This is a genomic window from Stenotrophomonas sp. CC22-02, assembly GCF_004365115.1.
In the GTDB taxonomy this organism is placed as follows: domain Bacteria; phylum Pseudomonadota; class Gammaproteobacteria; order Xanthomonadales; family Xanthomonadaceae; genus Stenotrophomonas; species Stenotrophomonas forensis.
On the sequence record NZ_SOCO01000001.1, the window covers coordinates 223969 to 250616 of the forward strand.

General features: G+C 67.7%; 21 protein-coding genes, 1 other RNA gene and 1 pseudogene. 16 read left to right on the forward strand and 7 right to left on the reverse strand.

All coding sequences use genetic code 11. The annotated features are described in order from the left end of the window. The first annotated feature begins 298 nt into the window (after positions 1-298). Positions 299-3571 (forward strand): autotransporter outer membrane beta-barrel domain-containing protein, encoded by a 3273-nt coding sequence (locus N440_RS00970; protein WP_243831272.1) that lies wholly within the window; start codon positions 299-301, stop codon positions 3569-3571. Positions 3572-3717: 146 nt separating this feature from the next. On the opposite strand, the gene N440_RS00975 is transcribed toward N440_RS00970, so the two are convergent. From N440_RS00975 to N440_RS00985, 3 genes are all read right to left on the reverse strand, one after another. Next, on the reverse strand, positions 3718-5103 hold the full coding sequence (locus tag N440_RS00975; RefSeq protein ID WP_133933819.1) for an FAD-linked oxidase C-terminal domain-containing protein: 1386 nt from the start codon (positions 5101-5103) through the stop codon (positions 3718-3720). 232 nt (positions 5104-5335) lie between these two features. Beyond that, a complete protein-coding gene (locus tag N440_RS00980) occupies positions 5336-5704 on the reverse strand; it encodes a YraN family protein (protein ID WP_208322773.1) in 369 nt (122 codons plus the stop codon). Beyond that, positions 5694-7415: a penicillin-binding protein activator gene (locus N440_RS00985; RefSeq protein ID WP_133933821.1), complete on the reverse strand. Its 1722-nt coding sequence runs from the start codon at positions 7413-7415 to the stop codon at positions 5694-5696. The genes N440_RS00980 and N440_RS00985 overlap by 11 nt, the downstream gene beginning before the upstream one ends. An 81-nt stretch (positions 7416-7496) precedes the next feature. On the opposite strand from N440_RS00985, the gene rsmI reads away from it, so the two are divergent. After that, positions 7497-8315: a 16S rRNA (cytidine(1402)-2'-O)-methyltransferase gene (gene rsmI, locus N440_RS00990; protein WP_008265809.1), complete on the forward strand. Its 819-nt coding sequence runs from the start codon at positions 7497-7499 to the stop codon at positions 8313-8315. An 85-nt stretch (positions 8316-8400) separates the two neighbouring features. On the opposite strand, the gene N440_RS00995 is transcribed toward rsmI, so the two are convergent. Further along, on the reverse strand, positions 8401-9276 hold the full coding sequence (locus tag N440_RS00995; RefSeq protein ID WP_208322774.1) for a nucleotidyl transferase AbiEii/AbiGii toxin family protein: 876 nt from the start codon (positions 9274-9276) through the stop codon (positions 8401-8403). Continuing rightward, complete coding sequence (locus N440_RS01000; RefSeq protein WP_243831273.1) at positions 9273-9932, reverse strand: type IV toxin-antitoxin system AbiEi family antitoxin domain-containing protein; 660 nt, start codon at positions 9930-9932, stop codon at positions 9273-9275. Before N440_RS01000 ends, N440_RS00995 begins: the two co-directional genes overlap by 4 nt. Before the next feature lie 104 nt (positions 9933-10036). Here N440_RS01000 and rnpB point away from each other — a divergent pair. Beyond that, positions 10037-10388, forward strand: an RNA gene (gene rnpB, locus N440_RS01005) — RNase P RNA component class A. A gap of 123 nt (positions 10389-10511) precedes the next feature. On the opposite strand, the gene N440_RS01010 is transcribed toward rnpB, so the two are convergent. After that, the gene (locus tag N440_RS01010) at positions 10512-10991 is read right to left on the reverse strand and encodes a DM13 domain-containing protein (RefSeq protein WP_133933822.1); all 480 of its coding nucleotides are present in this window, start codon (positions 10989-10991) and stop codon (positions 10512-10514) included. Between the two features lie 101 nt (positions 10992-11092). Then, positions 11093-11845: an NRDE family protein gene (locus N440_RS01015; RefSeq protein ID WP_133933823.1), complete on the reverse strand. Its 753-nt coding sequence runs from the start codon at positions 11843-11845 to the stop codon at positions 11093-11095. 323 nt (positions 11846-12168) lie between these two features. Here N440_RS01015 and mraZ point away from each other — a divergent pair, with 323 nt between their 5' ends. The 13 genes and pseudogenes from mraZ to ftsA all read left to right on the forward strand — a co-directional run bounded on the left by mraZ (position 12169) and on the right by ftsA (position 26490). After that, positions 12169-12615: a division/cell wall cluster transcriptional repressor MraZ gene (gene mraZ / locus N440_RS01020; protein ID WP_004143635.1), complete on the forward strand. Its 447-nt coding sequence runs from the start codon at positions 12169-12171 to the stop codon at positions 12613-12615. 14 nt (positions 12616-12629) lie between these two features. Further along, complete coding sequence (gene rsmH, locus N440_RS01025) at positions 12630-13598, forward strand: 16S rRNA (cytosine(1402)-N(4))-methyltransferase RsmH (RefSeq protein ID WP_004154215.1); 969 nt, start codon at positions 12630-12632, stop codon at positions 13596-13598. Further along, complete coding sequence (ftsL, locus tag N440_RS01030) at positions 13595-13858, forward strand: cell division protein FtsL (RefSeq protein ID WP_005412242.1); 264 nt, start codon at positions 13595-13597, stop codon at positions 13856-13858. Before rsmH ends, ftsL begins: the two co-directional genes overlap by 4 nt. Beyond that, positions 13855-15699: a penicillin-binding transpeptidase domain-containing protein gene (locus N440_RS01035; protein ID WP_004154216.1), complete on the forward strand. Its 1845-nt coding sequence runs from the start codon at positions 13855-13857 to the stop codon at positions 15697-15699. The genes ftsL and N440_RS01035 overlap by 4 nt, the downstream gene beginning before the upstream one ends. Beyond that, entirely contained in the window at positions 15696-17204 is a 1509-nt protein-coding gene (locus tag N440_RS01040; RefSeq protein ID WP_053510459.1) for a UDP-N-acetylmuramoyl-L-alanyl-D-glutamate--2,6-diaminopimelate ligase, read from the forward strand. Before N440_RS01035 ends, N440_RS01040 begins: the two co-directional genes overlap by 4 nt. Further along, entirely contained in the window at positions 17201-18595 is a 1395-nt protein-coding gene (gene murF / locus N440_RS01045) for a UDP-N-acetylmuramoyl-tripeptide--D-alanyl-D-alanine ligase (RefSeq protein WP_133933824.1), read from the forward strand. The genes N440_RS01040 and murF overlap by 4 nt, the downstream gene beginning before the upstream one ends. After that, entirely contained in the window at positions 18585-19670 is a 1086-nt protein-coding gene (gene mraY, locus N440_RS01050) for a phospho-N-acetylmuramoyl-pentapeptide-transferase (RefSeq protein ID WP_004154219.1), read from the forward strand. The genes murF and mraY overlap by 11 nt, the downstream gene beginning before the upstream one ends. A 1-nt stretch (position 19671) precedes the next feature. Continuing rightward, complete coding sequence (gene ftsW, locus N440_RS01055; RefSeq protein ID WP_133933825.1) at positions 19672-20991, forward strand: putative lipid II flippase FtsW; 1320 nt, start codon at positions 19672-19674, stop codon at positions 20989-20991. After that, entirely contained in the window at positions 20988-22076 is a 1089-nt protein-coding gene (gene murG / locus N440_RS01060; RefSeq protein WP_133933826.1) for an undecaprenyldiphospho-muramoylpentapeptide beta-N-acetylglucosaminyltransferase, read from the forward strand. Before ftsW ends, murG begins: the two co-directional genes overlap by 4 nt. 40 nt (positions 22077-22116) lie before the next feature. After that, positions 22117-23553 carry a UDP-N-acetylmuramate--L-alanine ligase gene (gene murC / locus N440_RS01065; RefSeq protein ID WP_053510455.1) on the forward strand — a complete coding sequence of 479 codons (1437 nt, stop codon included), beginning with the start codon at positions 22117-22119 and terminating at the stop codon, positions 23551-23553. Further along, the gene (locus N440_RS01070) at positions 23550-24512 is read left to right on the forward strand and encodes a D-alanine--D-alanine ligase (protein WP_133933827.1); all 963 of its coding nucleotides are present in this window, start codon (positions 23550-23552) and stop codon (positions 24510-24512) included. Before murC ends, N440_RS01070 begins: the two co-directional genes overlap by 4 nt. After that, positions 24509-25183 (forward strand): annotated as a pseudogene (locus N440_RS01075) (cell division protein FtsQ/DivIB); the annotation flags it as partial. The gene N440_RS01070 and the pseudogene N440_RS01075, both read left to right, overlap by 4 nt. A 71-nt stretch (positions 25184-25254) precedes the next feature. Continuing rightward, positions 25255-26490 (forward strand): cell division protein FtsA, encoded by a 1236-nt coding sequence (gene ftsA / locus N440_RS01080; protein WP_005408083.1) that lies wholly within the window; start codon positions 25255-25257, stop codon positions 26488-26490. Positions 26491-26648: the final 158 nt, after the last annotated feature.

The window sequence follows — 26648 nt, forward strand, 5'->3', positions numbered from 1 at the left end:
GAAATGGAAACTGCCATCGCCAAGCTGTTCAGGCAGGTGGTGTATACGTGCCTGTTATGTGAAGCAGATGTGATTACATCTGTTTGATGGCGATGTGGAATGTCTCTTTCGGCCTGCAGTGTCCGCCTGCGGCCGCCCACATCCCATGCAATTAGTTGCAAAGCGTGCTTTGCCCTGGAGCGAAGTTCAGGGCGCGGACAGCACTGCGACAACGGGTCGCACCTGCTGTTGCAACCTATTCGATTCATCTCGTAGATGCACATATTCAGCATGTTTCGCAGTTTTCTGGAGACATGCAATGACCCACCCGATGCACCCCCGCCGCTGCGCGCTGGCCTTCGCCCTGGCAGTCGCGCTGGCCGCACCCGCCCATGCACAGCAGGTTGTGGCCGATGGTGACGAGCAGACACCCGCCGCAGGCGACTACCGCACCACCGATCCGGTTGAACCGGGCAACCCGGCTGGCCACGCGTTCCATGTGCTCAACGGCGGCTCGATCATTCCGCTGGGTGAGGTGAACCTGCATACCGAGGGCATGAGGGCCACCGCTGCGCGCGTTGAAGGCAGGGGCAGTGTCCTGAGGTTGAGTGGCGGCAGCATCACCACCCAGGGCTACGGTGCTGCCGGCGTTTCAGTGGGCACGGGGGGCAAGGCGCAGCTGGACGGCACACGCATCAACATTCATGCCGGCGAAGGCGCAGGCCTGCTGACCGACGGCGGCGTGATCGACGCATCCAACGTCCACGTCACTATGCATGGCGCACTGGGAAAGGGTGTCAGCGCACAGTCCGGCCGCATCGAACTGCGCGACAGCGTGGTGGAAATGCAGGGCACGTCCAGCAAGGGGCTGGATGCTTCGGGTGGTGAGATCGTGGCCGAGCGCGTGCGCATTGAAATGGCCGCCGCCGGTGAGGGCATTTCGGCCAGCAACGGCAGCAAGGTCAGCGTGGCCGATTCGCAGATCAACGGTACGGGTGCGGGATCGAGCGGCGTGGGCGTTGCGGCGGGCAGCAGTGTCAGCCTGGACAATGTCGATATCCAGCTGAACCATGCGCGCTCCGGGCCGGGAATGAACGTAGCCGGTGAGGTGGACATGCGAGGCGGCAGCATCCACACCGCTGGCAGCAACAGCACGGCCATCAGCTTTGCCTCGCGCGGTGGCAAGGTTACCCTGGATGGCACGCAGGTGAGCGGGCATCACGGGATTTTCATGCAGGAGAACTCCCAGCTCTTCCTGTATGGAAGCACCGTCAGCGGCGCCGCCGTGGGGCTGGATCTGAATAATCGCGGCGCCACCGCGTTGGTAGAGGGCTCGCACATCGAGGCCTCTGCGGGCGACGGCATCCGCATGTTGGACGATGGAACGCTCACGCTTCGTGGTGGCTCCTCCGTGGTGAGTGACGGTACGCAGAAGAATGCGCTGTACGCCCGTGGTGGCCGCGTTCTATTGCAGTCAAGCCAGCTGACTGCTCGCGGCTACAACAGCCATGGTTTGTTCGCTGAGGGATCGCTCCTGCTGCGCCCGGTGGTGGACGCGCAGGATGCGGTCATCACGACCCACGGCGAGGGCGGTATTGGTGTCATCTCGCGGGAAGGCGCAACCGTCAATCTGGCAGACAGCTGGGTAACGACGCACGGTGCCAGTTCCTATGGCGTTCTAGCCAGTGGTACGGGAGAGATGAGCCTGACCAACACCTACGTGCGCACCGAAGGCGAGGGGGCGTGGGCGGCGGTGGTGAACAACGATGGCAAGCTCTCCATCGATGGCGGTTCACTGATGAGTGAACAGCACGGTGGCATCTGGATGCGCAGCAGCCGCGACCCCGGTTTGACCCTGGCCAATGGCGCAGTGGTCTCCGGCGGCAATGGCATTGCACTGGCGCTGGATGCGGCTGTGGCCGGGCGCTTCGATGTGAAGCTGGACAGTGGCGCGGTGATGATCGGCGACATTGTGATCACCCCCGAGGACGAAGATGCCGGCCTGGTGCCGCAGTCTGAAGTGCATGTGCAGTTGACCAACAACTCGGGTTGGTATGGTGCGTCCCATCTTGTGCAGGGCATGGCACTGGATGGCGGCAGCCAGTGGATACTCAATGGCAATGCCACCGTGCAGGAACTTGCACTGCGCGACAGCACGCTGGCACTGTCGGATGGCAGCGGTCGCTTCAACGTGCTGACGGTGGACGGTGATCTGCACAGCGAAGGCTCTACCTTCCTGTTCAATGGCACGCTGGCCGGTGACACCTCGGACATCGATCGCCTGCACGTGCGCGGCGACGCCAGTGGCAATGCGTCCATCGTGGTGAACAACATCGGCGGCGTGGGCGCACCCACCTTCGATGGTATTCAGTTGATCCGCATCGACGGCAATTCGCTTGCGGACTACGCACTGGCCGGCCGCGCCGTGGGCGGTGCCTACGAGTACTTCCTGTTCAAGGGTGGCCTGCTGGACCCGAATGATGGCAACTGGTACCTGCGTTCGCAGTGGTTCGATATCTGCGAAGAGGATCCGAATGCACCGGGCTGCGCAGTGGACCCCGGCCCGGACCCGGACCCGGTGGATCCGATCGATCCGATCGATCCCATCGACCCGGTTGATCCGGTAGACCCGGTTGATCCGGTTGATCCGGTCGATCCGGTCACCCCGCCGCCGGTGCTGCGCCCGGAAGCGGGTGCCTATCTGGCCAACCAGTCGGCGGCAGTGAACATGTTCGCGCACCGTCTGAGCGACCGCATGGGCGCGGTGGCAATGAGCGAGGATCGTGCCGCATGGGCGCGCGTGGCCCGCAGCAATGCTGATTTCACTGCGGTGGGCGGGCAGCTGTCGGTGGACGGAAATACGTCTGTGTTGCAGATCGGCACGGAGGTGTGGCGGCGCGGCAATGCCGTGCTGGGTGTGATGCTGGGTAGTGGCCGCGCCGACAACACAGTGGTCTCCAACCTTACCGGTTACAGCGCCAAGGGCCGCGTACGCGGCACGGCGGTGGGGGTGTACGGCACCTGGCTTCAGCAGGCCGATGGCAGCGAAGGCGCGTATGTGGATGCGCAGCTGCAGTACGGGCGTTTCAGCAACCGCGTGCACGGCGCTGCGCTGGACCAGGAAAGTTACGATTCGCGCATGCGCAGCGGCTCGCTGGAAGCGGGTTACACCCTCAACGTTTGGCAGGGCGCGTCCAGCAACGTGTATGTGCAGCCGCAGATGCAGCTGACCTATGCCGACTACAGCGCCGACCGACACGTGGAAAGCAACGGCACGGTGGTTGATGGCGCAGAGGCAGGCGGGCTGGCCGGACGCGTGGGTGTGCGCGCGTTCGGCCAGCGCGCAGGCATGGGCACGCTGGTGCAGCCGTACCTGGGCGTGAACTGGTTGCGCAGCAGTGGCCGCAATGCCATCGACTTCCGGGGTGAAACGCTGCGGGCCGATCTGCCGCGCAACCGCTATGAGGTGCAGGCCGGTGCCGAGTTGAAGATCAGCCAGCGCCTGGGGGCATGGGGTGGCCTGAGCATGCAGCGCGGTGACCACGGCTTCCGCGATGTGGGCGGGCAGGTGGGTGTGCGCCTGACCTGGTAATGCAGGATCGGGGTCAGAGCCCATTGCCACGGCAATGGGGTCTGACCCCAGCACGTGCGCTCGGCTGCGCTTCGTAGAGTCGAGCTTGCTCGACTGCGGCCGACAACAGTCGAGCAAGCTCGACTCTACATAAGCGTTGTACGTCCTCAGGCCGGCGGCAGCACCTTGCCGGGGTTGAGGATGCCATCCGGGTCCAGCGCGGCCTTGATCGCGCGCATCGTCGCCAGTGTTTCCGCGCTGAAGGCCCTGGCCATGAAATCGCGCTTGGCCAGGCCGATGCCATGCTCGCCGGAGAGCGTGCCACCCAGTGCCAGCGTCAGTTCGAAGATCTTCGGCAGCGCAGCATGCGCACGGGCGTTCTCGGCGGCGTCGTCCGGGTGGTACAGGATGTTGACGTGCAGGTTGCCGTTGCCGGCATGGCCGAAGGTGACGATGGTGAGCGTGTAGTCGCGTGCCAGTGCCTGCACGCCCGCTACCAGATCGGGAATGCGCGATACCGGCACCACCACGTCTTCGTTGATCTTGCCTGGGGCGACGCTGCGCAGCGCGGGCGACAGCGCCTTGCGCGCGGCCCAAAGCTGGTCGCGCGCGCGGCCTTCCATCGCCACGTCAAGCGCGATCATGCCGTCGCCTTCAGCGGCGCTGGCCAGTGCCTGCAGCAGGTAGGGCAGGGTGTCGTGGTCGCCATCGGCTTCGACCAGCAGCATCGCGCCGGCCTCGGGCACGTCGGCGCCGTTGAGCCGCAGCAATTCAAGGCTGCGTGCATCCATGAATTCCAGGCGCGTGGGCACCACCGGCTGCGACATCAGCCGCGATACGGCGGCGGCGGCGGCGTCGGCATCGCGGTACAGCACGCGCAGGCCGGCCTGGCTGACCGGCAGCGGGGTCAGCTTCAGGGTGGCTTCCACGATCAGTGCCAACGTGCCTTCGCTGCCCACAAGCAGGTGGGTGAGGTCATAGCCGGTGGAATCCTTGGTGTAGGCGCCGCCGCAGCGGATCACCTCGCCGGTGCCGGTGACCGCCACCAGGCCCAGCACGTTGTCGCGGCTGGTGCCGTACTTCACCGCGCGCGGGCCGCCGGCATTGCAGGCCAGGTTGCCGCCCACGCTGCAGATGTCCGCGCTGGACGGGTCCGGCGCCCAGAACAGGCCGTGCGGTGCCAATGCCTGCTGCAGCGTGCCGTTCAACACGCCGGGCTGCACCACCGCGCAGCGGTCGCCCGCGCGGATTTCAAGAATGCGGTCCATGCGGGTGAACGACAGCACGATGCTGCCCGGCAGCGGTACCGCCGCACCGGTGGTGCCGGTGCCTGCGCCGCGTGCGACCAACGCGATGCCATGCGCGCGGCAGGCACGCACCAGCGCCTGCACCTGTTCGATGTTGGCTGGCAGCGCCACTGCCGCCGGGCGCTGGTGGCGCCATGAGTTGTCCTGCGCGTTCGCTTCCAGCGCGCTGTCGTCCATGCGCCAACCCTCCGCGCCCAGCAGGGCAGACAGTTCGGCAACCAGTGCGGCGGGCAGTGCGGTACTCATGACGGATCTCGCGGGGAAGCAGGGGTATCAACGGGGAAGCGCGCCCTGGTGGGCACCGACCAACGTCGGCCTCCGCCGGGCTGCGCGCTCTTGGTAGGTGCCAACCTTGGTTGGCACAGAAGCGCCGACCAAGGTCGGCCGCTATCGGGCTGTCCGCTTTTGGTAGGTGCCAACCTTGGTTGGCACAGAAGCGCCGACCAAGGTCGGCTTCTACCGAAACGAAGGGTTGCCATCAGCAGTCATCCAGCCGGAACGCATCACGCAGCCAGTGCAGCTGCGGCGGTTCGCCACTGGCTTCGACCACATCGAAGCGGCAGGGGGCATTGGCCAGCGCAGGGTTGTCCTGCAGGAACAGCTGCGCAGCATGCGCCAGGCGCCGGCACTTGCGGGCATCCACCGACGCGGCGCCGCCACCGAAGTCCGAACGCGCGCGGTAGCGCACTTCCACGAACACCACGGTGCCGGCATCGTCCATCACCAGGTCCAGTTCACCGCCGCGATAGCGCACGTTGCGTGCACGTGGGCGCAGCCCGGCCTGTTGCAGATGCTGCTCGGCGGCGGCTTCCACCGCCGAGCCTCGTTGGCTGCGCTCAGCGACCACCGACGATCGGCATCGGCCGGCCGCCATTGAAGGTGGACCACGCCGGCTGGCGCAGGATATTGCCGTTGCTGTCCAGGAACAGGGTGCCGGTGGCGCCGTCCAGGCCGCCTTCGTTGGACAGCTTGTCCAGGTAGGCGGTGATCTTCCAGGCATCGGCGCCGAAGGCGAACAGGCGGCCAGCCGCACCGCGTGCGCTGGGCAGGGTGCTGGCCACCTGGCTGGCCGACGGCAGGCCGGACACGCTGCGCACGTTCCAGGCTTCGTTCGGGTAGACGATGCCGTCCAGCGCCACGTCTTCTTCCACCTTGCCGCTGCCGACAGTCAGCTGCGAGGTGCCGACGCGGGTCGCGCCACCGGCACCGGCCAGTGCCAGCTGCGGTGCCAGCAGGCGCGCCTGCGGGGCACGCACGGCGAGGAACACCGCATCGACCTGGCCGGCATTGCGCACCTGCGCGCCCACATCACCCACCGCATCGGTTACGCCGATCGTGGCCACCACCTGGCCGCCACGCTGGGCGAAGCGCTGCGCGAAAGCGGCGGCGGCACGGCGGCCGGTGTCGTCAGCGCTGTTGATCACCAGTGCCTTGCCACGCTCGCGGCCACGCAGGTATTCGGCGGCGACGATGCCGTCGTCTTCCGGGGCCAGCGAGAAGCCGGCGCTACCGGCCGGCGGTGCATCCTTGCCGCGGTTCAGCGCCAGCACCGGCACCTGCAGCTGCTGGCGGCCGTACACCGCGTCCACTTCGTCGCGGCCCAGCGGGCCGACCACGAAGTCGGCACCGGAGGCGACGGCCTTGTCATACGCGGCCAGTGCGCCGGCCGGGGTGCCGGCGGTGTCGATGAAGTTGATGTCCGGGCGGCGGCGGGTCTCGCCGTAGTAAGCGGCCAGCAGGCCATCACGCACCGGCTGCGCGGCAGTGGCCAGGCGGCCGCTGAGCGGCAGCAGTACGGCCAGCTTGGCCGGCGGGCGGTAGCCATCGCTCAGTGCCGGCGGGCGCTTGCTGGTATCGAACTGGGCCGCGCCATCGCGGTCGAACGGGCGCGGCAGCGGCAGGCCGCGCGCGATCAGCGCACGGCCGGCGAAGTTGTACAGCGGGTCGTTGGCCGGCAACGCGGCGGCACGGCTGCGCAGGGTGGCGTCGTCCAGGGTGCCCAGCAGGCCGGCGATGGCGGCCTGGTTGTCGCTGCGGGCGCTGCCGGTGAGGCTGGCATGGGCGCGGGCGCGCTCGGTGGCGGCACCGAAGGCATCACCGGTGCCCTGCAGTGCCTGCGCACGGGCCAGCAACCAGCGGGTGCGCAGGCCGACCGCAACGCTGTCGGCGGAGTCCTTCAGCAGCGCCAGCGCCTGCGCCGGCTGCTTGTCGGCCAGCGCCAGCTCGGCACCGGTCAGCTGGTAACGCTGCAGGCTGGCGCCGGTCAGCTGGCGGGCGGTGAGCTGCCCGAGCAGGCTGCGCGCGCGGGCGCTGTCGCCGGCCAGGTGCCAGGCCCAGGCCGCGTCGGCCAGCGCGTTGCTGCGCGCGCCCCCGCGCAGGGTGGCGGCCAGGCCTTCCAGCTGCAATGCGGCGTCGCGCGGCTTGCCCTGTTCGATCAGCGCCAGCGCCTGGCTCTGGGCCGGCGAATCGGGCGTGCTGGTTAGGCTGGTGGTGGCACAGCCGGCCAGCAGCATCAGCGACAACGACAGGGCGGAGATCCGTGCGGCGGGCTTGTTCATGATCGGGTCCATGCGATGAGGGCAGCGGCCTTGGCCGGGTACACGCTACGATTCTACCCTTGCCCCGTGAGTACCGCTGAAATGAGTGTCCCAACCCTGTACGTCGTCGCCACCCCGATCGGCAACCTGGCCGATCTGAGCCCGCGCGCGCAGGAGGTGCTGCGTTCGGTGGCCGCCATCTGTGCCGAGGACACCCGCCGCAGCGGCCAGCTGCTGTCCCATTTCGGCATCCAGCAGCCGCTGGTGGCCCTGCACGAGCACAACGAGGAAGCGCTGTCGCAGCGCCTGGTGTCGCGGTTGCAGGCCGGTGAATCGCTGGCGCTGGTCAGCGATGCCGGTACGCCGCTGGTCAGCGACCCCGGTTTCCGCCTGGTGCGTGCCGCGCGCGCGGCCGGCATCAAGGTCAGCCCGATTCCCGGCGCCTGCGCGGCCATCGCCGCGCTCAGCGTGGCCGGGTTGCCCAGTGACCGCTTCAGCTTCGAGGGCTTCCTGCCGGCCAAGGCCAGCGGACGCCGTGACCGCCTGCAGCTGCTGGCCGGCGAAGTGCGCACGATGGTGTTCTACGAATCCTCGCACCGCATCGCCGAGTCCCTGGCCGACATGGCCGCGATCTTCGGCGGCGAGCGCCCGGCGGTGCTGGCGCGCGAGCTGACCAAGCTGTTCGAGACCGTGCTGGATGGCGACCTGGCCGGTCTGCTGGCGAAGGTGGAAGGCGACGAGAACCAGCGCAAGGGCGAGTTTGTGGTGATGGTGCAGGGTGCTGGCGATGATGAGGAAGCGCAGCTGGCGCACGGCCGCCGTGTCTACGCCAAGCTGAGCGAACACCTGCCGCCGTCGACGGCCGCCAAGCTGGCCGCCGAATTGACCGGCGCACCGCGCAAGGCGTTGTACGGCAGTTGAGGGATCATGCGGACCAAGGTCCGCACCCACCAGAGCGGAATCCGCACCCACCCGAGCGGAACCGATAGCGCCGGGCCTTGCGGCGTCAGGACTGTACGGCTGTGTCGAGGGTGTCCAGATAGTCGGCAATCTCGGTCAGCACCGTGGAAAGGTCTGGTGCGGGCAGGCGGTTCCTGCGCAGGAACGCGCGCCACTGAGCCTGCTTCTGGGTATCTGCGGCGAATGCCTGGGTCAGCCCATAGGGTGGAGGTGGCGGCGCAGGGGTGCCGCGTCGATCAAACGTCGCGTCTATGGCGGCTGCGAGGCTGGCGCGATCCATGGCGTCCTCACGTACCAGAGCCAGCAGGTCGAAAAAGTCCTTCATCCTGCTGTTGGCAATACCCAGCGCGCTAATGGCCTCCAGCTTCTCGGCGAACACCGTTTCGCGCGGATAGACGCGCAGGCAGGGGGCGGGAAGTTCGTCCAGCATCACCGGATAGATGATCTCCGGCGGTGGGGTGATCACCGCGTCGCCGAACCCTACGTCCCATTGCACATGGCAGCGTGCATGCCCCAGATAGGCCACCAGGCGCATGCGCAGGCCCTCGTATGCCGCCTCTTCGCGGGTGGTGTCGAGGGTGATGGTCTCTGGATCGAAGCGGAGCCCGTCATTACCCGGCATTGCGCAGAGCGAGCGCGTGATGTGCAGCAGGTGACGTGGCTCAGTGCTTCCGAATCCCAGGAAATCGGCATCCCGTGTGGGCCGGTGCGGCGCATCGAACCACGCCGCGAACAGCATGGCGCCTTTCAGCAGGAACTGGTCGCGGAACGTGGAGGTGGAGAGCCGGTAGAGCAGGCGCTCAACGGCAAACCTGTCCAGCACGAACTGGAAGTCGTCGCCGCGAGTGCGCGCGTGATCGAGCAGTCGCTGCCGGATCGAGGCCACGCGGTGGGGAAGAGGAAGCAGGGAAGAGGGGGTCACGTCAGGGCATCGATATACGGTCTCATCAGTCTGGCAACGCGGGAGAGCCGTGCATATTTCATCAACGCATCCGGGGTGGTAACGCGGTTGCCAAGCGCGTCACGCAGGGCCTCGATTGCGACATCGAGACCCACGAGATTGCGGAATTTGAAGCAGTCGGCGACGGTTTTCGCAACGTTGCTGACGTATACGCGGCGTGCGCCTACGCGGCGCTCTTCCAGCCCCGCCTGGAGGGTCGTTGCCGACATGCGCACCACGCGTAGTGGCGGCCAGTCGATCCGGGGCGGGCGGTCGCTGTTGCCGATGGCCACCCACAGTTCAAACGGTGCCTGGGTGGTCAGGCCATGCAGACGCAGGGCGCTCAACAGGCAGAGGCGGACCTTCGGCATGCGCTCTGCAATGATCCGCAGCCCTTCATCGGCCTCGCCGTTGTTGCTGCCCGGCAGCGCGTAGACGCCGCGCGACAACCGGATCAGCGCGCCGGCCTCGACCAGACGGGACAGCTGGACGCGGGCGATGCCTGCGGCCACCAGCTCGCGGGCGCGCAGGCTGCCTGCACGCTGCAGTAGTTTTCGGGCCTTGGCCTCGACGTCCGCCATGTTGGCATTGTTCCATAATGTCGGTTGTTTTGAATATCGACCGACAAAATGGAACATCACCGTCTGTTGCGGGTGGATCGTATGGACCGAAGTGCGCAGGCAGCTGAATCGGAAGGGTGGCGCGCGGTGGTGTTGGCATTTGCGCTAGAATGCGCGTTGGCGGAGCCGGCCAGACAGTCGCGTCATCCCTTCGGGGGTGCCGAGGAAAGTCCGGGCTCCATAGGGCAAGGTGCCAGGTAACGCCTGGGCGGCGAAAGCCGACGGAAAGTGCAACAGAAAGATACCGCCTACGTCTTCTTCGGAAGGCCGGTAAGGGTGAAATGGTGCGGTAAGAGCGCACCGCGAGTCTGGCAACAGACCGGCACGGCAAACCCCACCTGGAGCAAGACCAAATAGGGATCCTTTGGCGCGGCCCGCGTTGGATCCGGGTAGGTTGCTTGAGCGTTGCGGTGACGTAACGCCTAGAGGAATGACTGTCCACGACAGAACCCGGCTTATCGGCCGGCTCCGCCTCCTTCTTCTATATGCATGAACCGCGCATCGGTAGTGCCGGCCGCTGGCCGGCAACCTCCTCACCAGCAGACGCATCGTGCTGTTGCCGGCCAGCGGCCGGCACTACCGGGATGATGTCCGGCCTCAGCCCGGCGTGCGGTACTGCCCGGCGGAAATGAACTGCGAGAAGCGCTCGCACCACACCACGACCGTGGTGTAGTCGTCCACGTTGACGTCATCAGGGACATCGACCAGGAAACGGTTGAAGGTTTTCACCTCGCCGATCCGCCGGGACTGTGCCTTGACCTTCAGGAAGTCGGCCTTGTTGTCGACGAAGCCGTGCACCAGGTAGACCTTGTAGTCCGGCCCCGGCCCCATCTTTCCGTCGAAGGCTACCTGGGTGGCGCTGACGCTGACCTTGCCTTCGGCCCAGTGCACGGCATCGCTGCCCTCGAGGTCGCGCCGGAAGGTGGTGTGGTAGGCGGCCTTGCCCATGGCGTCCTGCACCTGCGCGGCGGGCGGATCGTCGGGGGCGATCAGGATCGGCAGCAGGTAGACGCCCAGGCCAAAGCCGAGGCCGAGGGTGAGCAGGTGGGTGGCGACAAGCAAGAGAACGCGGCGCATCGATGACTCCCTGTGGATCGGTCGGGTGCGCGGCAGGACCGCGCCCAGTCATCGTGTGGCGTGCAGGTAGACATTTATAGACACAGAAAACAGGTACAGGGTCAGAAGGCGACGCGGCTCTGGCCGAGTGCGACGCCCTGCGGGCCGAAACGGCGCTCGTGGATCTCACCGTGGCCGTCGGCATCGATCAACAGCACGGTGCTGGCGCGGGTGCCGTAGTCGTCGCCACGGATGAAGGCCGGGCTCAGCCAGCGTTCGCGTTCCAGGCCGATGCCGGTATCGGGCAGCTCGCCGTCGGCGGGGCGGTGTTCGTCGGCCAGCGCGGTCCACAGCGGGGCCAGCCCGCCATTGCCGGACTGCAGCCAGGCCGACAGTGCCGCCATCAGCCGCCGGGTCTTGGGCCAGGGGGCGTCCAGCGCGCCGTTGGACATGCCGTGTACGCCGGGCCCGAGGGTCTGGCGCTCGGCCGGGTGGTTGCCCAGGTACTCCAGGCTGTTGCCGTCGGCCAGCAGCAGGTTGAACGGGGCGTAGGCGCCGGCCACGGCCGCCAGGCGATCGATGTGCACGGCGGCCGGGTCGCGGCCGCGAAGGAAGTCAGCCACCAGCGCGCCGCGCGACGGGCCGGTCTGGGCGGCCAGCGGATCGCGGACATTGGTGACCACCGCCGTCCGGCCCGCAGCACCCACCCCGGCCCAGCCACCACCGGAGCGCAGGTCGCGTCCGCCGATGACGGAGGTCTCATCCTGCCAGGGGGCCAGCGCCGCCGTCGGGCGGGCGTGGAACTCATCACGGTTGCCGGTCATCACCAGCCGCCAGCGCGGGTGGTGCATCCAGCCAAGAGCGAGCAGGCACATGGCGTCATTGTGCACGGTTTGCGCAGTCCGGCGCCGTTTTTGGCCCGCTCTGGATGAATGCGCAGCCGATGTTTCACGCCCTGTCCACACCCCTGAACTTCCGTTCAATCTCAAAAATTGAGACGGATCAGCAACTTGTGGATAAGCCTTGAACAATTCTCTAAAGGTTGTTGCAAGCCATTGATGCGGCTGGCGATTTCCCTGCTGAAAAGTTGTTGACAACCCTTGGCTCGCTGCTAAGGTGGGCATCAGAGGGAAATCCGGGTGTTTTGTGGGTTTTCGTGGTTCAATGTTTCACCGGGCGAAGGATAGGTGCACGCGTCGTGTTCCAGGGCGAGACGGCCATCACAGTTGACGATAAAGGGCGCATGGCGGTTCCCACCGCTTACCGCGACCTTGTCGCGCGCGCCAGCAACAACCGTCTCGTACTGACCTACAACCCGTTCGAAGCCGGCTGCCTGTGGCTGTACGCAGAGTCGGAATGGGAGCGGGTCCGCGACGATGTGATGTCCAAGCCCAACACCCAGCGCGTCGTGCGCCTGTTGCAGCAGAAGCTGGTCGGCTCGGCCGCCCATCTGGAGCTGGACGGCAACGGTCGCATCAGCATCCCCGCCAGCCACCGCGGTGCGGTGGGCATTGAGAAGAAGGCGGTATTGCTCGGTATGGGCGACAAGTTCGAATTGTGGAGCGAGCAGGCGCATCGGGCCCTGATCCAGCAGACGTTGTCTGACGAGGATCTGGGTGATGGGTTGCTCGACCTGAAGTTGTGAGCCGGGGTGCCCGGATGCGCCCAGAAGCGCAGACCGGTCACCTTCCGGTGTCGCAGTCGCCGGCGGTGCACCTGCCGGTCCTGTACACCCAGGTCCTTGAAGGCCTGAGGGTGATCGAAAACGGACGTTATCTGGATGGCACGTTCGGTCGTGGCGGTCATGCACGTGGCGTGCTTACCCAGTTGGGTCCCGAGGGGCGCCTGCTGGTCATGGACAAGGATCCGGAAGCCATCGCCGTTGCCGAGCGCGATTTCGCGCCGGACCCGCGCGTGTCCATCTTCCGCGGCAGCTTCGCCCAGCTGCTGCAGTGGGATGCGACGGCCGACGGCCTGGACGGCGTGCTGTTCGACCTGGGCGTGTCGTCGCCGCAGCTGGACGTGGCCGAGCGTGGTTTCAGCTTCGGCAAGGACGGCCCGCTGGACATGCGCATGGACCCGGACAGCGGCGAAAGCGCCGCGCAGTGGATCAACCGCGTCGAAGACCGCGAGATCGCCGATGTGCTGTGGACCTACGGCGAAGAGCGCCAGAGCCGCCGCATCGCGCGTGCCATCGTGGCCCGCCGCGAGAAGCAGCCGTTCACCCGCACCGCCGAACTGGCCGAGCTGATCGCCTCGGTGATGCCGCGTGGCAAGGACAAGATCCACCCGGCCACGCGCAGCTTCCAGGCCATCCGCATCCACATCAACCGCGAGCTGGCCGATCTGGAAGCCGGGCTCGATGCGGCAGTGGAACGGCTCAAGCCCGGTGGTCGCCTGGCGATCATCAGCTTCCATTCGCTGGAAGACCGCATCGTCAAGCAGTACATGAACCGCCTGGCCAAGGCGCCGCCGGCCAACCGCCGCCTGCCCGAGGCGGAGGTGTTCGTGCCCACCCTGGATCTGATCGGCGGCGCCATCAAGGCCACCGACGAAGAGCTGGCGGCCAACCCGCGTGCCCGCAGCGCCGTGCTGCGCGTGGCCCAGAAGCGGGAGGCCGATGCATGAGCCGGCTGCTGCTGATCATCCTGTTGGCCTCGACCGTGGCCTCGGCGATCGGCGTCGTGTTCGTGCGTCACCGTCACCGGCAGACGTTCATCGAGCTGTCGCGCGCCGAGCGCAAGCGCGATGACATCAACCTGGAGTTCGGCCGCCTGCAGCTGGAACAGGCCACGCTGGCCGAAGCCAACCGTGTCGATCGCATCGCCCGCGAAAAGCTCGGCATGAAGTTCCCCGAGGCTGCCGACATCGTGGTGGTGCGGCCATGAGCAAGACCGGCCGCAACCGCCCGCGCAACGCCTTCAACCTGCGCCAGCGCCTGCGCTGGGTCGCGCTGGCGCTGGGCCTGTGCTCGGTGTCGCTGGTCGGTCGTGCCGCCTACGTGCAGATCATCAACAGCGACTTCTACCAGCGCCAGGGCGAGGCCCGTTACCTGCGCGAGCTGCCGATCAAGACCTCGCGCGGCATGATCACTGACCGCAACGGCGAGCCGCTGGCAGTGTCCACGCCGGTTGCCTCGATCTGGGTCAACCCGCAGGACCTGCTGCGTTCGCCCGAGCGCATCCCCGAGCTGGCCCAGGCGGTCGGCATGTCGGTGGATGAGCTGAGCAGCCGCCTGTCGCAGAAGTCGGACAAGGAATTCATGTACCTGCGCCGCCGGATCAATCCGGACGAGGCAGAGAAGGTGGTCGCGCTGAAGATTCCGGGTGTGGCCGCGCAGCGCGAGTTCCGCCGCTTCTACCCGCAGGGTGAGGCGATGGCGCACGTGCTGGGCTTCACCAACATCGACGACCGCGGCCAGGAAGGCCTGGAGCTGGCGTTCGACGAATGGCTGCGCGGCAAGGCCGGCGCCAAGCGGGTGATCCGCAACCGCAAGGGCGAGACCGTCGAAAGCGATCTGCTGCGCGCCGCCGAACCGGGCAAGGACCTGACCCTCAGCATCGACCGCCGCATCCAGTACCTGGCCTTCAAGGAACTGCGCAACGCGCTGGTGGCCAACAAGGCGGCCGGCGGTTCGATGGTGATCATGGACGTGACCACCGGCGAGATCCTGGCCATGGTCAACCTGCCGACCTACAACCCGAATTCGCTGACCGGCGCGCTGCCCGATGCGCGCCGCAACCGTGCGGTGACCGACCTGGTCGAGCCGGGTTCGACGATGAAGCCGCTGACCATCGCCACCGCGCTGCAGGCCGGTGCGGTGACCAAGGACACCATCATTGATACCAACCCGGGTTACATGACCCTGGGCCGCTTCACCATCCGCGACGTGCCGCGCAACAACGGCGTGCTGAACGTGACCGGCGTGATCACCCGCAGTTCGAACGTGGGTGCGGCCAAGGTCGCGGCGAAGATGCCGGACCAGGTGTTCTACGACGGCGTGCGCCGCTTCGGTTACGGCTCGGTGCCGCACAGCGGTTTCCCGGGTGAATCCGGCGGCGTGGTGCTGCGCCCGGCGCGCTGGTCGGGCACCACCAAGACCACCATGTCCTACGGCTACGGCCTGAACGTCACCCCGCTGCAGATCGCCACGGCCTACTCGGCGCTGGCCAACGGCGGTCGCCTGATCGCGCCGACCTTCGTCAAGGGCCAGCGCAACGAAGGCCAGCAGATCATCGACGAGAACGTCGCCAAGCAGGTGGTGGCGATGATGGAAACGGTGGTGACCCAGGGCGGCGCCAAGCAGGCGGCGGTGCTGGGCTACCGCGTGGCCGGCAAGACCGGTACCGCGCGCAAGGCCGGCCCCGGCGGCTACGAGCGCGGTCACTACAACGCGCTGTTCGCCGGCGTGGTGCCGGCCACCAACCCGCGTTTCGCCACCGTCATCGTCATCAACGACCCGCAGGCCGGCAAGTTCTACGGCGGCCTGGTGTCGGCACCGGTCTATCACAACGTGATGGAAGGCACCCTGCGCCTGATGGACGTGCCGCTGGACGACCTGCAGTCGTGGCTGGCGGCCCAGCAGTCCGGCAAGGTCGGCCATTCGGCTTCGATCCTGCCTGCGCCGCCGGCCGAAGCCGCACTGCCGGTGGATGCCGCCGCTGAATTCGATGCTGCGCTGCCGAGCGCGCATGCCCAGACGCCGCCCGCTACGGGAGGCACGCAATGAGTCCTTCGATGTTGCTTTCGCAGTTGCTTCCGGACGTGGCCCTGGCGGGCCATGACCCCGTTCTGACCGGCCTGGTGCTGGACAGCCGCGCCGTGCGCCCCGGTAATGCCTTCGTTGCCATCGCCGGGTTCGGCGCGCATGGCCTGGGCTTTGTCGAGCAGGCCCGCGCGGCCGGTGCCAGCGCCATCCTGTTTGAACCGCCGGCGCCTGCCGAGCTGCCGGCCCCGGCCGATGCGATCGCCGTGCCGGGCCTGCGCGCGCGCATGGGTGCGATGGCCGACCAGTTCCATGGCGCGCCGTCGCGGGCGATGGCGATGGTCGGCGTGACCGGCACCAACGGCAAGACCTCCACCGTGCAGCTGCTGGCCCAGGCCTGGCACCTGCTCGGTACACCCAGTGGCAGTATCGGCACGCTGGGGGCCGGACTTTATGGTGCGGTCGAACCGACCGGCTTCACCACGCCGCTGGTGCTGCAGATGCATGCGCTGCTGGCGCAGCTGCGCGATGCCGGTGCACGTGCGGTGGCGATGGAAGTCAGCTCGCATGCGCTGGACCAGGGCCGCGTGGATGCCGTGCACTATGACGTGGCGGTGTTCACCAACCTCACCCGTGACCATCTGGACTACCACGGCGACATGGCCAGCTATGGCGCGGCCAAGGCGCGGCTGTTCCATCGCCCGGGCCTGAAGGCCGCGGTGGTCAACCTGGATGATGCGTTCGGTCGCCAGCTGTTCGCTGGTCTGCCGGCGGGCGTGCAGCCGATCGGCCTGAGCTCGCGCGGTGCCACCGACGCCAGCGTGCGCGCCGAAGCGCTGCAGCTGGACGGCCGTGGCATCGCCTTCGAACTGGTCATCGACGGCCAGCGTGCCGCCGTGCAGTCGCCGCTGCTGGGCCGCTTCAACGTGGACAACCTGCTGGCCGTGGCCGGCACCCTGCATGCGCAGGGCCAGCCGCTGCCGCGCATCGCCGAGGTGCTGTCGGCGCTGCAGCCGATCCGTGGCCGCATGAACCGCCTCGGCGGCGAAGACGGCCTGCCGACCGTGGTGGTCGATTACGCGCACACGCCGGACGCACTGGAACAGGCGCTGGACAGCCTGCACGGCCACCTGCATGGCGCGCTGTTCTGCGTGTTCGGCTGCGGTGGCGAGCGCGATACCGGCAAGCGCCCGCAGATGGCCGCCATTGCCGAGCGCCTGGCCAACCAGGTCATCGTCACCGACGACAACCCGCGTGGCGAGGACGGCGACGTGATCGTGGCCGACATCCTGGCCGGCTTCCAGAATGCCGATGCCGTGACCGTGCAGCGCAGCCGCGCGCGTGCGATCGGCCTGGCGGTGAAGCGTGCCGGTGCCGGCGACATCATCCTGATCGCCGGCAAGGGCCACGAGCCCTACCAGGAGGTCAATGGCGTACGCCATGACTTCGACGACACCGAAGTGGCTGCGGCTGCATTGGCTGCCAAGGCCGGCGTGTTGGCCGCGCAGGCCGGGGAGGGCATCGCATGAAGCGCACCCTGCTTTCGCTGATCGCACACTGGGCCGGCGGCGAGATCCACGGCGACGACGTGGCCATCGATGCGGTCAGCAATGACACCCGCAGCCTCGGCCCGGGCAGCCTGTACGTGGCACTGCGCGGCGAGCGTTTCGATGGTCATGATTTCGCCACCGATGCGCAGGCGCGCGGCGCCAGTGCCCTGCTGGTCGAGCGGCTGCTGCCGATCGAGCTGCCGCAGGTGCTGGTGGCCGACAGCGAGCTGGCGCTGGCGAAGATCGCCACCGGCATGCAGCGGGACCGCGAGACCGAGGTGTTCGCGATTACCGGCAGCAATGGCAAGACCAGCGTGAAGAGCCTGCTGCTGTCGATCCTGCAGCAGGTGGCGCAGCACGCGCATAAAGTGGTCTACGCCAACCCGGGCAACCGCAACAACGAGATCGGCCTGCCGCTGGCGGTGATCGACGCGCCGGAAGATGCCGACTACGCCGTCTACGAGATGGGCGCCGGCAAGCCGGGCGACATCGCCTACCTGACCGATATCGCCCGCCCGCGCTACGCTCTGGTCAACAACATCGCACCGGCCCATCTGGAAAGGATGGGCAGCCTGCTCGGCGTAGCCGTCACCAAGGGCGCGATCTACGCGGCGCTGCCGGCCGATGGCGTAGCGGTGATCAACGTCGACGATGCCTACGGCCGCTGGTTCGAACAGCATTTCGTCGGCACGCCGGCGCGCTGCCGCGTGCTGCGCTACGGCCTGGAGCACACCGCCGACATCACCGCGCGCGACATCCGTGCCGGTGCCCAGGGCAGCCAGTTCACCCTGGTTTCGCCGATGGGCGAAGCCCGCGTGGTGCTGGGCCTGCCGGGCCGCCACAACGTCAGCAACGCGCTGGCCGCGGCCAGCCTGGCGCTGGCTGCCGGTGTGGATCTGGCGCTGATCGCTGCCGGACTGGCCGAGGCGCAGCCGGTGCCGGGCCGCCAGATCGCCCATCAGCTGCGCAATGGCGCGGTGCTGGTGGACGACAGCTACAACGCCAACCCCGGTTCTCTGGCCGCCGCCATCGATGCGCTGGCCGCAGCCCCGGAAGAGGGCTGGCTGGTGCTGGGCGACATGCGCGAGCTGGGTCCGGATGCCGAGGCGCTGCATGCGCAGGCCGGCCTGCGCGCACGTGCCTCCGGCCTCAAGCGCCTGTACGCGCTGGGTCCGCTCAGCGCCGCCGCTGCCGCCGCCTTCGGCGACGGTGGCCGTCATTTCACCACCCATGACGCGCTGTCGCAGGCGCTGAAGGACGAGCTGCACGCGGGCGTGCGCTGCCTGGTCAAGGGTTCCCGTGGCAGCGCCATGGACACGATTGTCAAAGCGCTGCTGGCGCAAGGAGAGGAATCCCCGCATGTTGTATGAACTGGCTCGATGGTTGCAGCAGTTGGAGAGCCTGTTCGGGCTGTTCAACTACCAGACGTTCCGCGCCATCCTTGCCGCGCTGACGGCCCTGTTCCTGTCGCTGTGGCTCGGCCCGGCGATGATCCGCAAGCTTGCCCAGTTCAAGGGCGGCCAGCCGATCCGCAAGGACGGTCCGCAGACCCATTTCTCCAAGGCCGGCACGCCGACCATGGGCGGTTCGCTGATCCTGCTCACCATCACCCTGTCGGTGCTGATGTGGGCCGATCTGCGCAACCGCTACGTGTGGCTGGTGCTGGCAGTGATGCTGTGCTTCGGCGCCATCGGCTGGTATGACGACTGGATCAAGATCGTCCGTCGCGACCCGAACGGCCTGAAGTCGCGCTGGAAGTACCTGCTGCAGTCGATCTTCGGCCTGGCTGCGGGCCTGTTCCTGTTCTATACGGCCGACGTGCCGGCCGCGCTGACCTTCTACATCCCGATGTTCAAGTCGGTGGCGCTGCCGCTGGCCGGCATCGGCTTCGTGGCCATCGCCTACTTCTGGATCGTCGGCTTCTCCAACGCGGTGAACCTGACCGATGGCCTGGACGGCCTGGCGATCATGCCGACCGTGCTGGTGGCCTGCGCGCTGGGTGTGTTCGCCTATGCCTCGGGCAACGTGGTGTTCGCCAACTACCTGCAGATCCCGCAGATTCCGGGCGCCGGTGAGCTGGTCATCATCTGCGCGGCCATCGCTGGCGCGGGCCTGGGCTTCCTGTGGTTCAACACCTATCCGGCCATGGTCTTCATGGGCGACATCGGCGCGCTGGCGCTGGGCGCGGTGCTGGGCACGATCGCAGTGATCACCCGCCAGGAACTGGTGCTGGTGATCATGGGCGGCGTGTTCGTGATCGAAACGCTGTCGGTGATGATCCAGGTCGCCTCGTTCAAGCTGACCGGCAAGCGCGTGTTCCGCATGGCGCCGATCCACCACCACTTCGAACTGAAGGGCTGGCCCGAGCCGCGCGTGATCGTGCGTTTCTGGATCATCTCCGTTGTGCTCGTACTGATCGGCCTGGCCACGTTGAAGGTGCGCTGAGATGAACGACCTGTCCCGCCAGGCAACACGCCTTGAAGCCATCGAAGGCAGCTACGACAAGTGGCTGCTGGGCGCGATCATCGCGCTCACCGGTGTGGGCGTGGTGATGGTGGCGTCCAGCTCGATCGCCTTGATGAGCAGCCCGTTCTACTACCTCAACCGCCACCTGATCTTCCTGGCGGTCGGCATCGTGCTGGCGGTGATTGCCGCGCGCACCGAGCTGAAGTCGATCGAGCAGTACAACCAGATGCTGCTGCTGGGTTGCTTCGTGCTGCTGCTGGCGGTGTTCACGCCGGGCCTGGGCAGCACGGTCAACGGCGCGCGCCGCTGGATCAACCTGGGCATCTCCAAGTTCCAGACAGTGGAAGCGGTGAAGGTCCTCTACATCGTCTGGCTGTCCAGCTACCTGGTGCGCTTCCGCGACGAGGTCAACGCGACCTGGCCGGCGATGCTCAAGCCGCTGGGCGTGGCCGGTGCGCTGGTGGTGCTGCTGCTGCTGCAGCCGGACTTCGGTTCCTCGACCCTGCTGCTGGCGATCACCGCCGGCATGCTGGTGCTGGGCGGGGTCAACATGCCGCGCATGTCGATGCCGGTGATCATCGGCCTGGTCGGCATGAGCGCGCTGGCGATCATCGAGCCGTACCGCATGCGCCGCATCACCTCCTTCCTGGACCCGTGGGCCGACCAGCAGGGTGACGGCTATCAGCTGTCCAACGCGCTGATGGCGGTCGGCCGTGGCGAGTGGACCGGCGTCGGCCTGGGCAATTCGGTGCAGAAGCTGTACTACCTGCCCGAAGCGCACACCGACTTCATCTTCTCGGTCACCGCCGAGGAATTCGGCTTCCTGGGCACCTGCGTGATCGTGGCCCTGTACGCGCTGCTGGTCGGCCGCACCTTCTGGCTGGGCATGCGCTGCGTGGAAATGAAGCGCCACTTCTCCGGCTACATCGCCTTCGGCATCGGCCTGTGGATCAGCATGCAGACCTTCGTCTCGATCGGCGTGAACCTGGGCATCCTGCCGACCAAGGGCCTGACCCTGCCGCTGATCTCTTCCGGCGGTTCGTCGGTGCTGATGACCTGCGTGGCGATGGGCCTGCTGCTGCGCGTGTCCTATGAACTCAAGCGCGCCGAGCGCCGCCAGGCGGTGCGTATCGGTGGCGCCGAAGACGCCGCTGCCGAGCCGATGGACGAGCCGGCTGCACCGGTGGCTGCCGGCGTGCCGATGAGCGCCGAGCCGGTGGCTGCCGCTGCGCCGAACGCCGCGCGTGGCACCAGCCGCCTGCAGTCGCGCGTCGAACCGACCTTCGGGAGGCTGTCATGAGCGCAGCCCACGACGCTGCACGCCCGGTGATGATCCTGGCCGGCGGTACCGGCGGTCACATCTTCCCCGGCCTGGCCGTGGCACGCGTGCTGCACGAGCGCGGCGTGCCGGTCACCTGGATGGGCGCCGACGGTGCGATGGAAACCCGCCTGGTGCCGCAGCACGACATCGCGATCGACACGCTGGCGATCACTGGCCTGCGCGGCAAGGGCAAGCTGGCCCTGCTGGCCGCGCCGTGGCGGCTGATGCGCGCGCTGCGCGCGGCCGGCATGATCATCCGCAAGCGCCAGCCGCGCGCGGTGGTGGCCTTCGGTGGCTTCGCCTCCGGCCCCGGCGGCATGGCCACGCGCCTGCACGGCCTGCCGCTGATCGTGCATGAGCAGAACCGCGCACCGGGCCTGACCAACCGCATCCTGTCGCGCTATGCGCGCCGCCTGCTGACCGGCTTCCCGGGCACCTTCGCCCGGCGCGAGGAGTTCGTCGGCAACCCGGTGCGTGCGGAGATTGCCGCCATCGCACCGCCCGAACAGCGCTTCGCCGACCGCCACGGTCCGCTGCGCGTGCTGGTGGTCGGTGGCAGCCAGGGCGCACGTGCACTCAACACCGGTGTGCCGCAGGCGATTGCCGCGCTGGACGCGGACCTGCCGGTGCAGGTGCGCCACCAGAGTGGCGAGAAGATGCATGCCGAGGCGGTCGAGGCGTATGCCAAGGCCGGCGTGCAGGCTGAAATCACCCCGTTCATCGCCGACATGGCCGAAGCGTTCGCCTGGGCCGATCTGGTCGTGTGCCGCGCCGGCGCGTCGACCCTGGCCGAGCTGTGCGCGGTCGGTGTCGGCAGCGTGCTGGTGCCATTCCCCGCCGCCGTCGACGATCACCAGACCCGCAATGCGGAGTACCTGGTCGAGCGCGGCGCGGCGGTTTTGCTGAAGCAGGACGGAACGCTGGCCGACGGCATTGCCGCACTGCTGCGCGATCTGTCCGAAAATCCCGCCCGCCGCATGCAGATGGCGCAAGCCGCGCGTGCCCTGGCCAAGGTCGATGCCGCCGAGCGCATCGCCGATATCATTCTTGAGGAAGCTGTATGAAGAAGGCATGCCACCGCGCCTGCCCTGCGCGAGGCCGCGCATGATCCGTCGCCTGCACGACACCAACGACCTGGTGCGCGCGTTCCCGCGCGTGCATTTCGTCGGCATCGGCGGCACCGGCATGAGCGGTATCGCCGAAGTGATGCTGACGCTGGGCTATGAAGTGTCCGGCTCGGACAACGCCGACAACGGCGCGACCCGCCGCCTGGCCGGCCTGGGTGCGCGCATCATGCGCGGCCACTCGGCGGCCAACGTGCTGGGCACCGACTGCGTGGTGGTGTCCAGCGCGATCCGCGAGGACAACCCGGAACTGATGGAAGCGCGCAGCCAGCGCATTCCGATCATGCCGCGTGCGGCGATGCTGGCCGAGCTGATGCGCTTCCGCCGCGGCATCGCGGTGGCCGGTACCCATGGCAAGACCACCACCACCAGCCTGACCGCTGCAGTATTGAGCGAAGGTGGCCTGGACCCGACCTTCGTGATCGGTGGCCAGTTGCTGGCCGCCGGTGCCAACGCCAAGCTGGGTGGTGGCCAGTGGCTGGTGGCCGAGGCCGACGAAAGCGATGGCAGCTTCCTGCGCCTGAACCCGCTGATGTCGATCATCACCAACATTGATGCCGATCATCTGGAGAACTACGGCAACGATTTCGCCCGCGTGCAGGCGGCGTTCGCCGAGTTCCTGCAGCGCCTGCCGTTCTACGGCCTGGCGGTGCTGTGCATCGATGACCCGGAAGTGGCTGCACTGGCCGCCAAGACCCCGCGCCACGTGATGAGCTACGGCATGAGCCCGCAGGCCGACGTGCGCGCCGAGAACGTGGTGCAGGAAGGGTCGCGCATGCGCTTCACCCTGCGCCTGCCGCAGGGCACCAGCCAGGAAGTGGTGCTGGCGCTGCCGGGCAGGCACAACGTGCTGAACGCACTGGCCGCCGCGGCAGTGGGCTGGCAGCTGGGCGTGGCGCCGGACGCCATCGCACGCGCGCTGGAAGGCTTCGCCGGTGTCGGCCGTCGCTTCAACGATCTGGGCGAAGTGACCACCGCCAGCGGTGCCAAGGTGCGCATCATCGACGACTACGGCCATCACCCGAGCGAGCTGGAAGCGGTGTTCGCCGCCGCCCGCGGTGGCTGGGCCGACAAGCGCCTGGTGGTGGCCTTCCAGCCGCACCGCTACAGCCGTACCCGCGACCAGTTCGACAAGTTCGCCGCGGTGCTGTCCAGCGTCGACGCGCTGGTACTGAGCGAGGTGTACCCGGCTGGCGAAGAGCCGATTGCTGGCGCGGATTCGCATGCGCTGGCGCGTGCCATCCGTGCGCGCGGCCGCAGCGAGCCGGTGGTGGTGGGCAAGGCGGCCGAACTGGCCAGCGTGCTGCCGGACGTGCTGCAGGACGGTGACCTGCTGCTGATGATGGGGGCCGGCGACATCGGCGCCGTGGCCAGCCACATCGCGGTGGAAGGGTTCAAGGCGGAGGGCGAGGCGTGAGCACGCTGACATTCCCGCCGCTGCGCGTGACCGACCCGGCCGTGTTCGGCCGCGTCGCCGTGCTGCTCGGCGGCAGTTCCAGCGAACGCGAGGTGTCGCTGGACTCCGGCCGCAACGTGCTGGAAGCGCTGCAGGCGCGCGGCATCGATGCGTTCGCCGTGGACGGCATCCCGGCGCTGGCCAAGGTGCTGGCCGCCGGCGGTGTCGACCGCGTGTTCAACATCCTGCACGGCCACAACGGTGGCGGTGAGGATGGCATCGTGCAGGGCCTGATGGACGCCTTCGGCGTGCCGTACACCGGCTCGAACGTGCTGGGTTCGGCGCTGAGCATGGACAAGATCCGCACCAAGCAGGTGTGGCTGTCGCTGGGCCTGCCGACCCCGCGGTACCGCAAGGTCACGGCCGAGGACGTGCATGCCAATGCCGCCGAACTGGGCCTGCCGGTGGTGGTCAAGCCGGCCAACGAAGGCTCCAGCGTGGGCATCAGCCGGGTCACCGACGACGCCGGCCTGGACGAGGCGGTGGCCCTGGCCGCGCGCTATGACGGCCAGCTGCTGATGGAACAGATGGTGGTTGGCGACGAGCTGACCGTGGCCATCCTCGGCGACGTGGCGCTGCCGTCGATCCGCATCGTGCCCAAGGGCCAGTGGTACGACTACAACGCCAAGTACATCGCCGAGGACACCCAGTACCTGTGCCCGGGCCTGGATGGTGCTGACGAAGACGAGATCCGCCGCATCGCGCTGGCTGCATTCCGTGCCGCGGGCTGCCGCGGCTGGGGTCGCGTGGACGTGATGCGCGACCGCACCAGCGGCCGCTTCTTCCTGCTGGAAGTGAACACCGCACCGGGCATGACCAGCCACTCGCTGGTGCCCAAGGCGGCCGCACAGGCCGGCATCGGTTTCGAGGAACTGGTGTGGCGCGTGCTGGAACAGACCCTGGAGGCCCCGCACGCATGAACGCGGTGCTGCGCATCTTCGTCTGGCTGTTGGCGCTGTCGGTGGTTGCACTGCCGGTGGTGGCCGTGGTCAATGGCTGGGTCGGCGCCGAGCGCTGGCCGCTGGCGAAGCTGCGCGTGCACGGTGAGTTCAAGCGGGTGCCGGCCGAACAGCTGCAGCAGGTGCTGCTGCCGTATGCGCACGCCGGTTTCTTCGCGGTCAAGCTGCAGGACGCGCAGGACGCCCTGGAAAAACTGCCGTGGGTGGAAAGCGCGCAGGTGCGCAAGCAGTGGCCGGATGTGCTGGAAGTGACCCTGGTCGAGCACAAGCCGTTCGCGCGCTGGGGCAACGACCGCCTGGTCTCCGAGCAGGGCAAGTTGTTCCCCACGCCGAAGAAGCTGGCCGACCTGGCGCTGCCCGAACTGGACGGCCCGGACAGCCAGACCGAAGAAGTGATGAAGCTGTACAGCGACTCGCGTGCATTGTTCGCACCGGCCGGCGTCGATGTGCGCCGGGTGACGATGGATGCGCGTGGCAGCTGGTCGCTGGTGCTGAGCAACGGCACCGAAGTGGTGGTCGGCCGTGACGACGCGCGCTCGCGCATGCAGCGCTTCGTCAAGGTGCTGCCGCAGTTGAACCGCCAGGACGCGCCGATCGAGCGCGCCGACCTCCGTTACACCAATGGTTTCACGCTGAGCTGGGGTACCCCGGCCACGCCGGCGAAAACGCCGGCGACCCCGGCCAGCAGGACGCAGGAAAGGACATGAATCGCAAGGGTGACAAATCGCTGATCGTTGGCCTGGACATCGGCACCTCCAAGGTGGTGGCGCTGGTGGGCGAGTATTCGCCGGGCAACCCGATCGAAGTGATCGGCATCGGCTCGCACGAGTCGCGCGGGCTCAAGCGCGGCGTGGTGGTGGATATCGAATCGACCGTGCAGTCGATCCAGCGCGCGGTGGAAGAAGCCGAGCTGATGGCCGGCTGCGAGATCCGCTCGGTGTACGCCTCGATCTCCGGCAACCACGTGCAGTGCAAGAACTCGCCCGGCATCGTGCCGATCCGCGACGGTGAAGTGACCTGGGGCGACCTGGATCGCGTGCTGGACGCGGCCAAGGCGGTGGCGATCCCGGCCGACCAGAAGATCCTGCATGCGATTCCGCGCGAGTACGTGCTGGACGATTCGCAGGAAGGGATCCGCAACCCGGTCGGCATGACCGGCGTGCGCCTGGAAGTGCACGCCCACCTGGTGGTGTGCGCGCAGTCGGCCGCGGCCAACATCAGCAAGTGCGTGCAGCGCTGCGGCCTGCAGGTGGACGACCTGGTGCTGTCCTCGCTGGCCTCCAGCGTGGCGGTGCTGACCGCCGATGAGCGCGAGCTCGGCGTGGTGCTGGTCGACATGGGCGCCGGCACCACCGACATCGCAGTGTTCGTGCAGGGCGCGATCTGCCACACCGCCTCGCTGCCGATCGCCGGCGACCACGTGACCAACGACATCGCGCACATGCTGCGCACGCCGACCCCGGAAGCCGAGCAGATCAAGGTGCGCTACGCCTGCGCCCTGGCCCAGCTGGCCACCGCCGAGGAAAGCATCCAGGTGCCGTCGGTGGGCGACCGCCCGCCGCGCCGCATGCCCCGCCATTCGCTGGCGCAGGCGGTGCAGGGCCGCTACGAGGAAATCTTCGAGATGGTGCAGGCCGAACTGCGCCGCTCCGGCTTCGAGGAACTGGTGCGCGCCGGCATGGTGCTGACCGGCGGTGCTTCGAAGATGGAAGGCGTGGTCGAGCTGGCCGAGGAAATGCTGCAGATGCCGGTGCGCGTGGGCATTCCGCAGCACGTCACCGGGCTTGGCGAAGTGGTCGGCAACCCGGTGCATGCCACCGGCGTGGGCCTGCTGCTGATGGGCAGCCAGATCGAGCATCCGCGGCGTCCGTCGCTGCCGACCGGCCGCGCCGGAAGCATGTTCAAGAAACTCAAGACCTGGTTCCGCGGCGAGTTCTGACGCGGAACCTGCAATACCCGGGCATCGCCCGGTCGCAGCACCTGCAATAGACGGCAACACCGGCAACACACAACCCACACAGCCGCAACGCCGGCATGCAGCAGGAGGGCAGGACGCCCGAATGCCCATGCCAGCCGAAGCGGATACAACGAGGACAC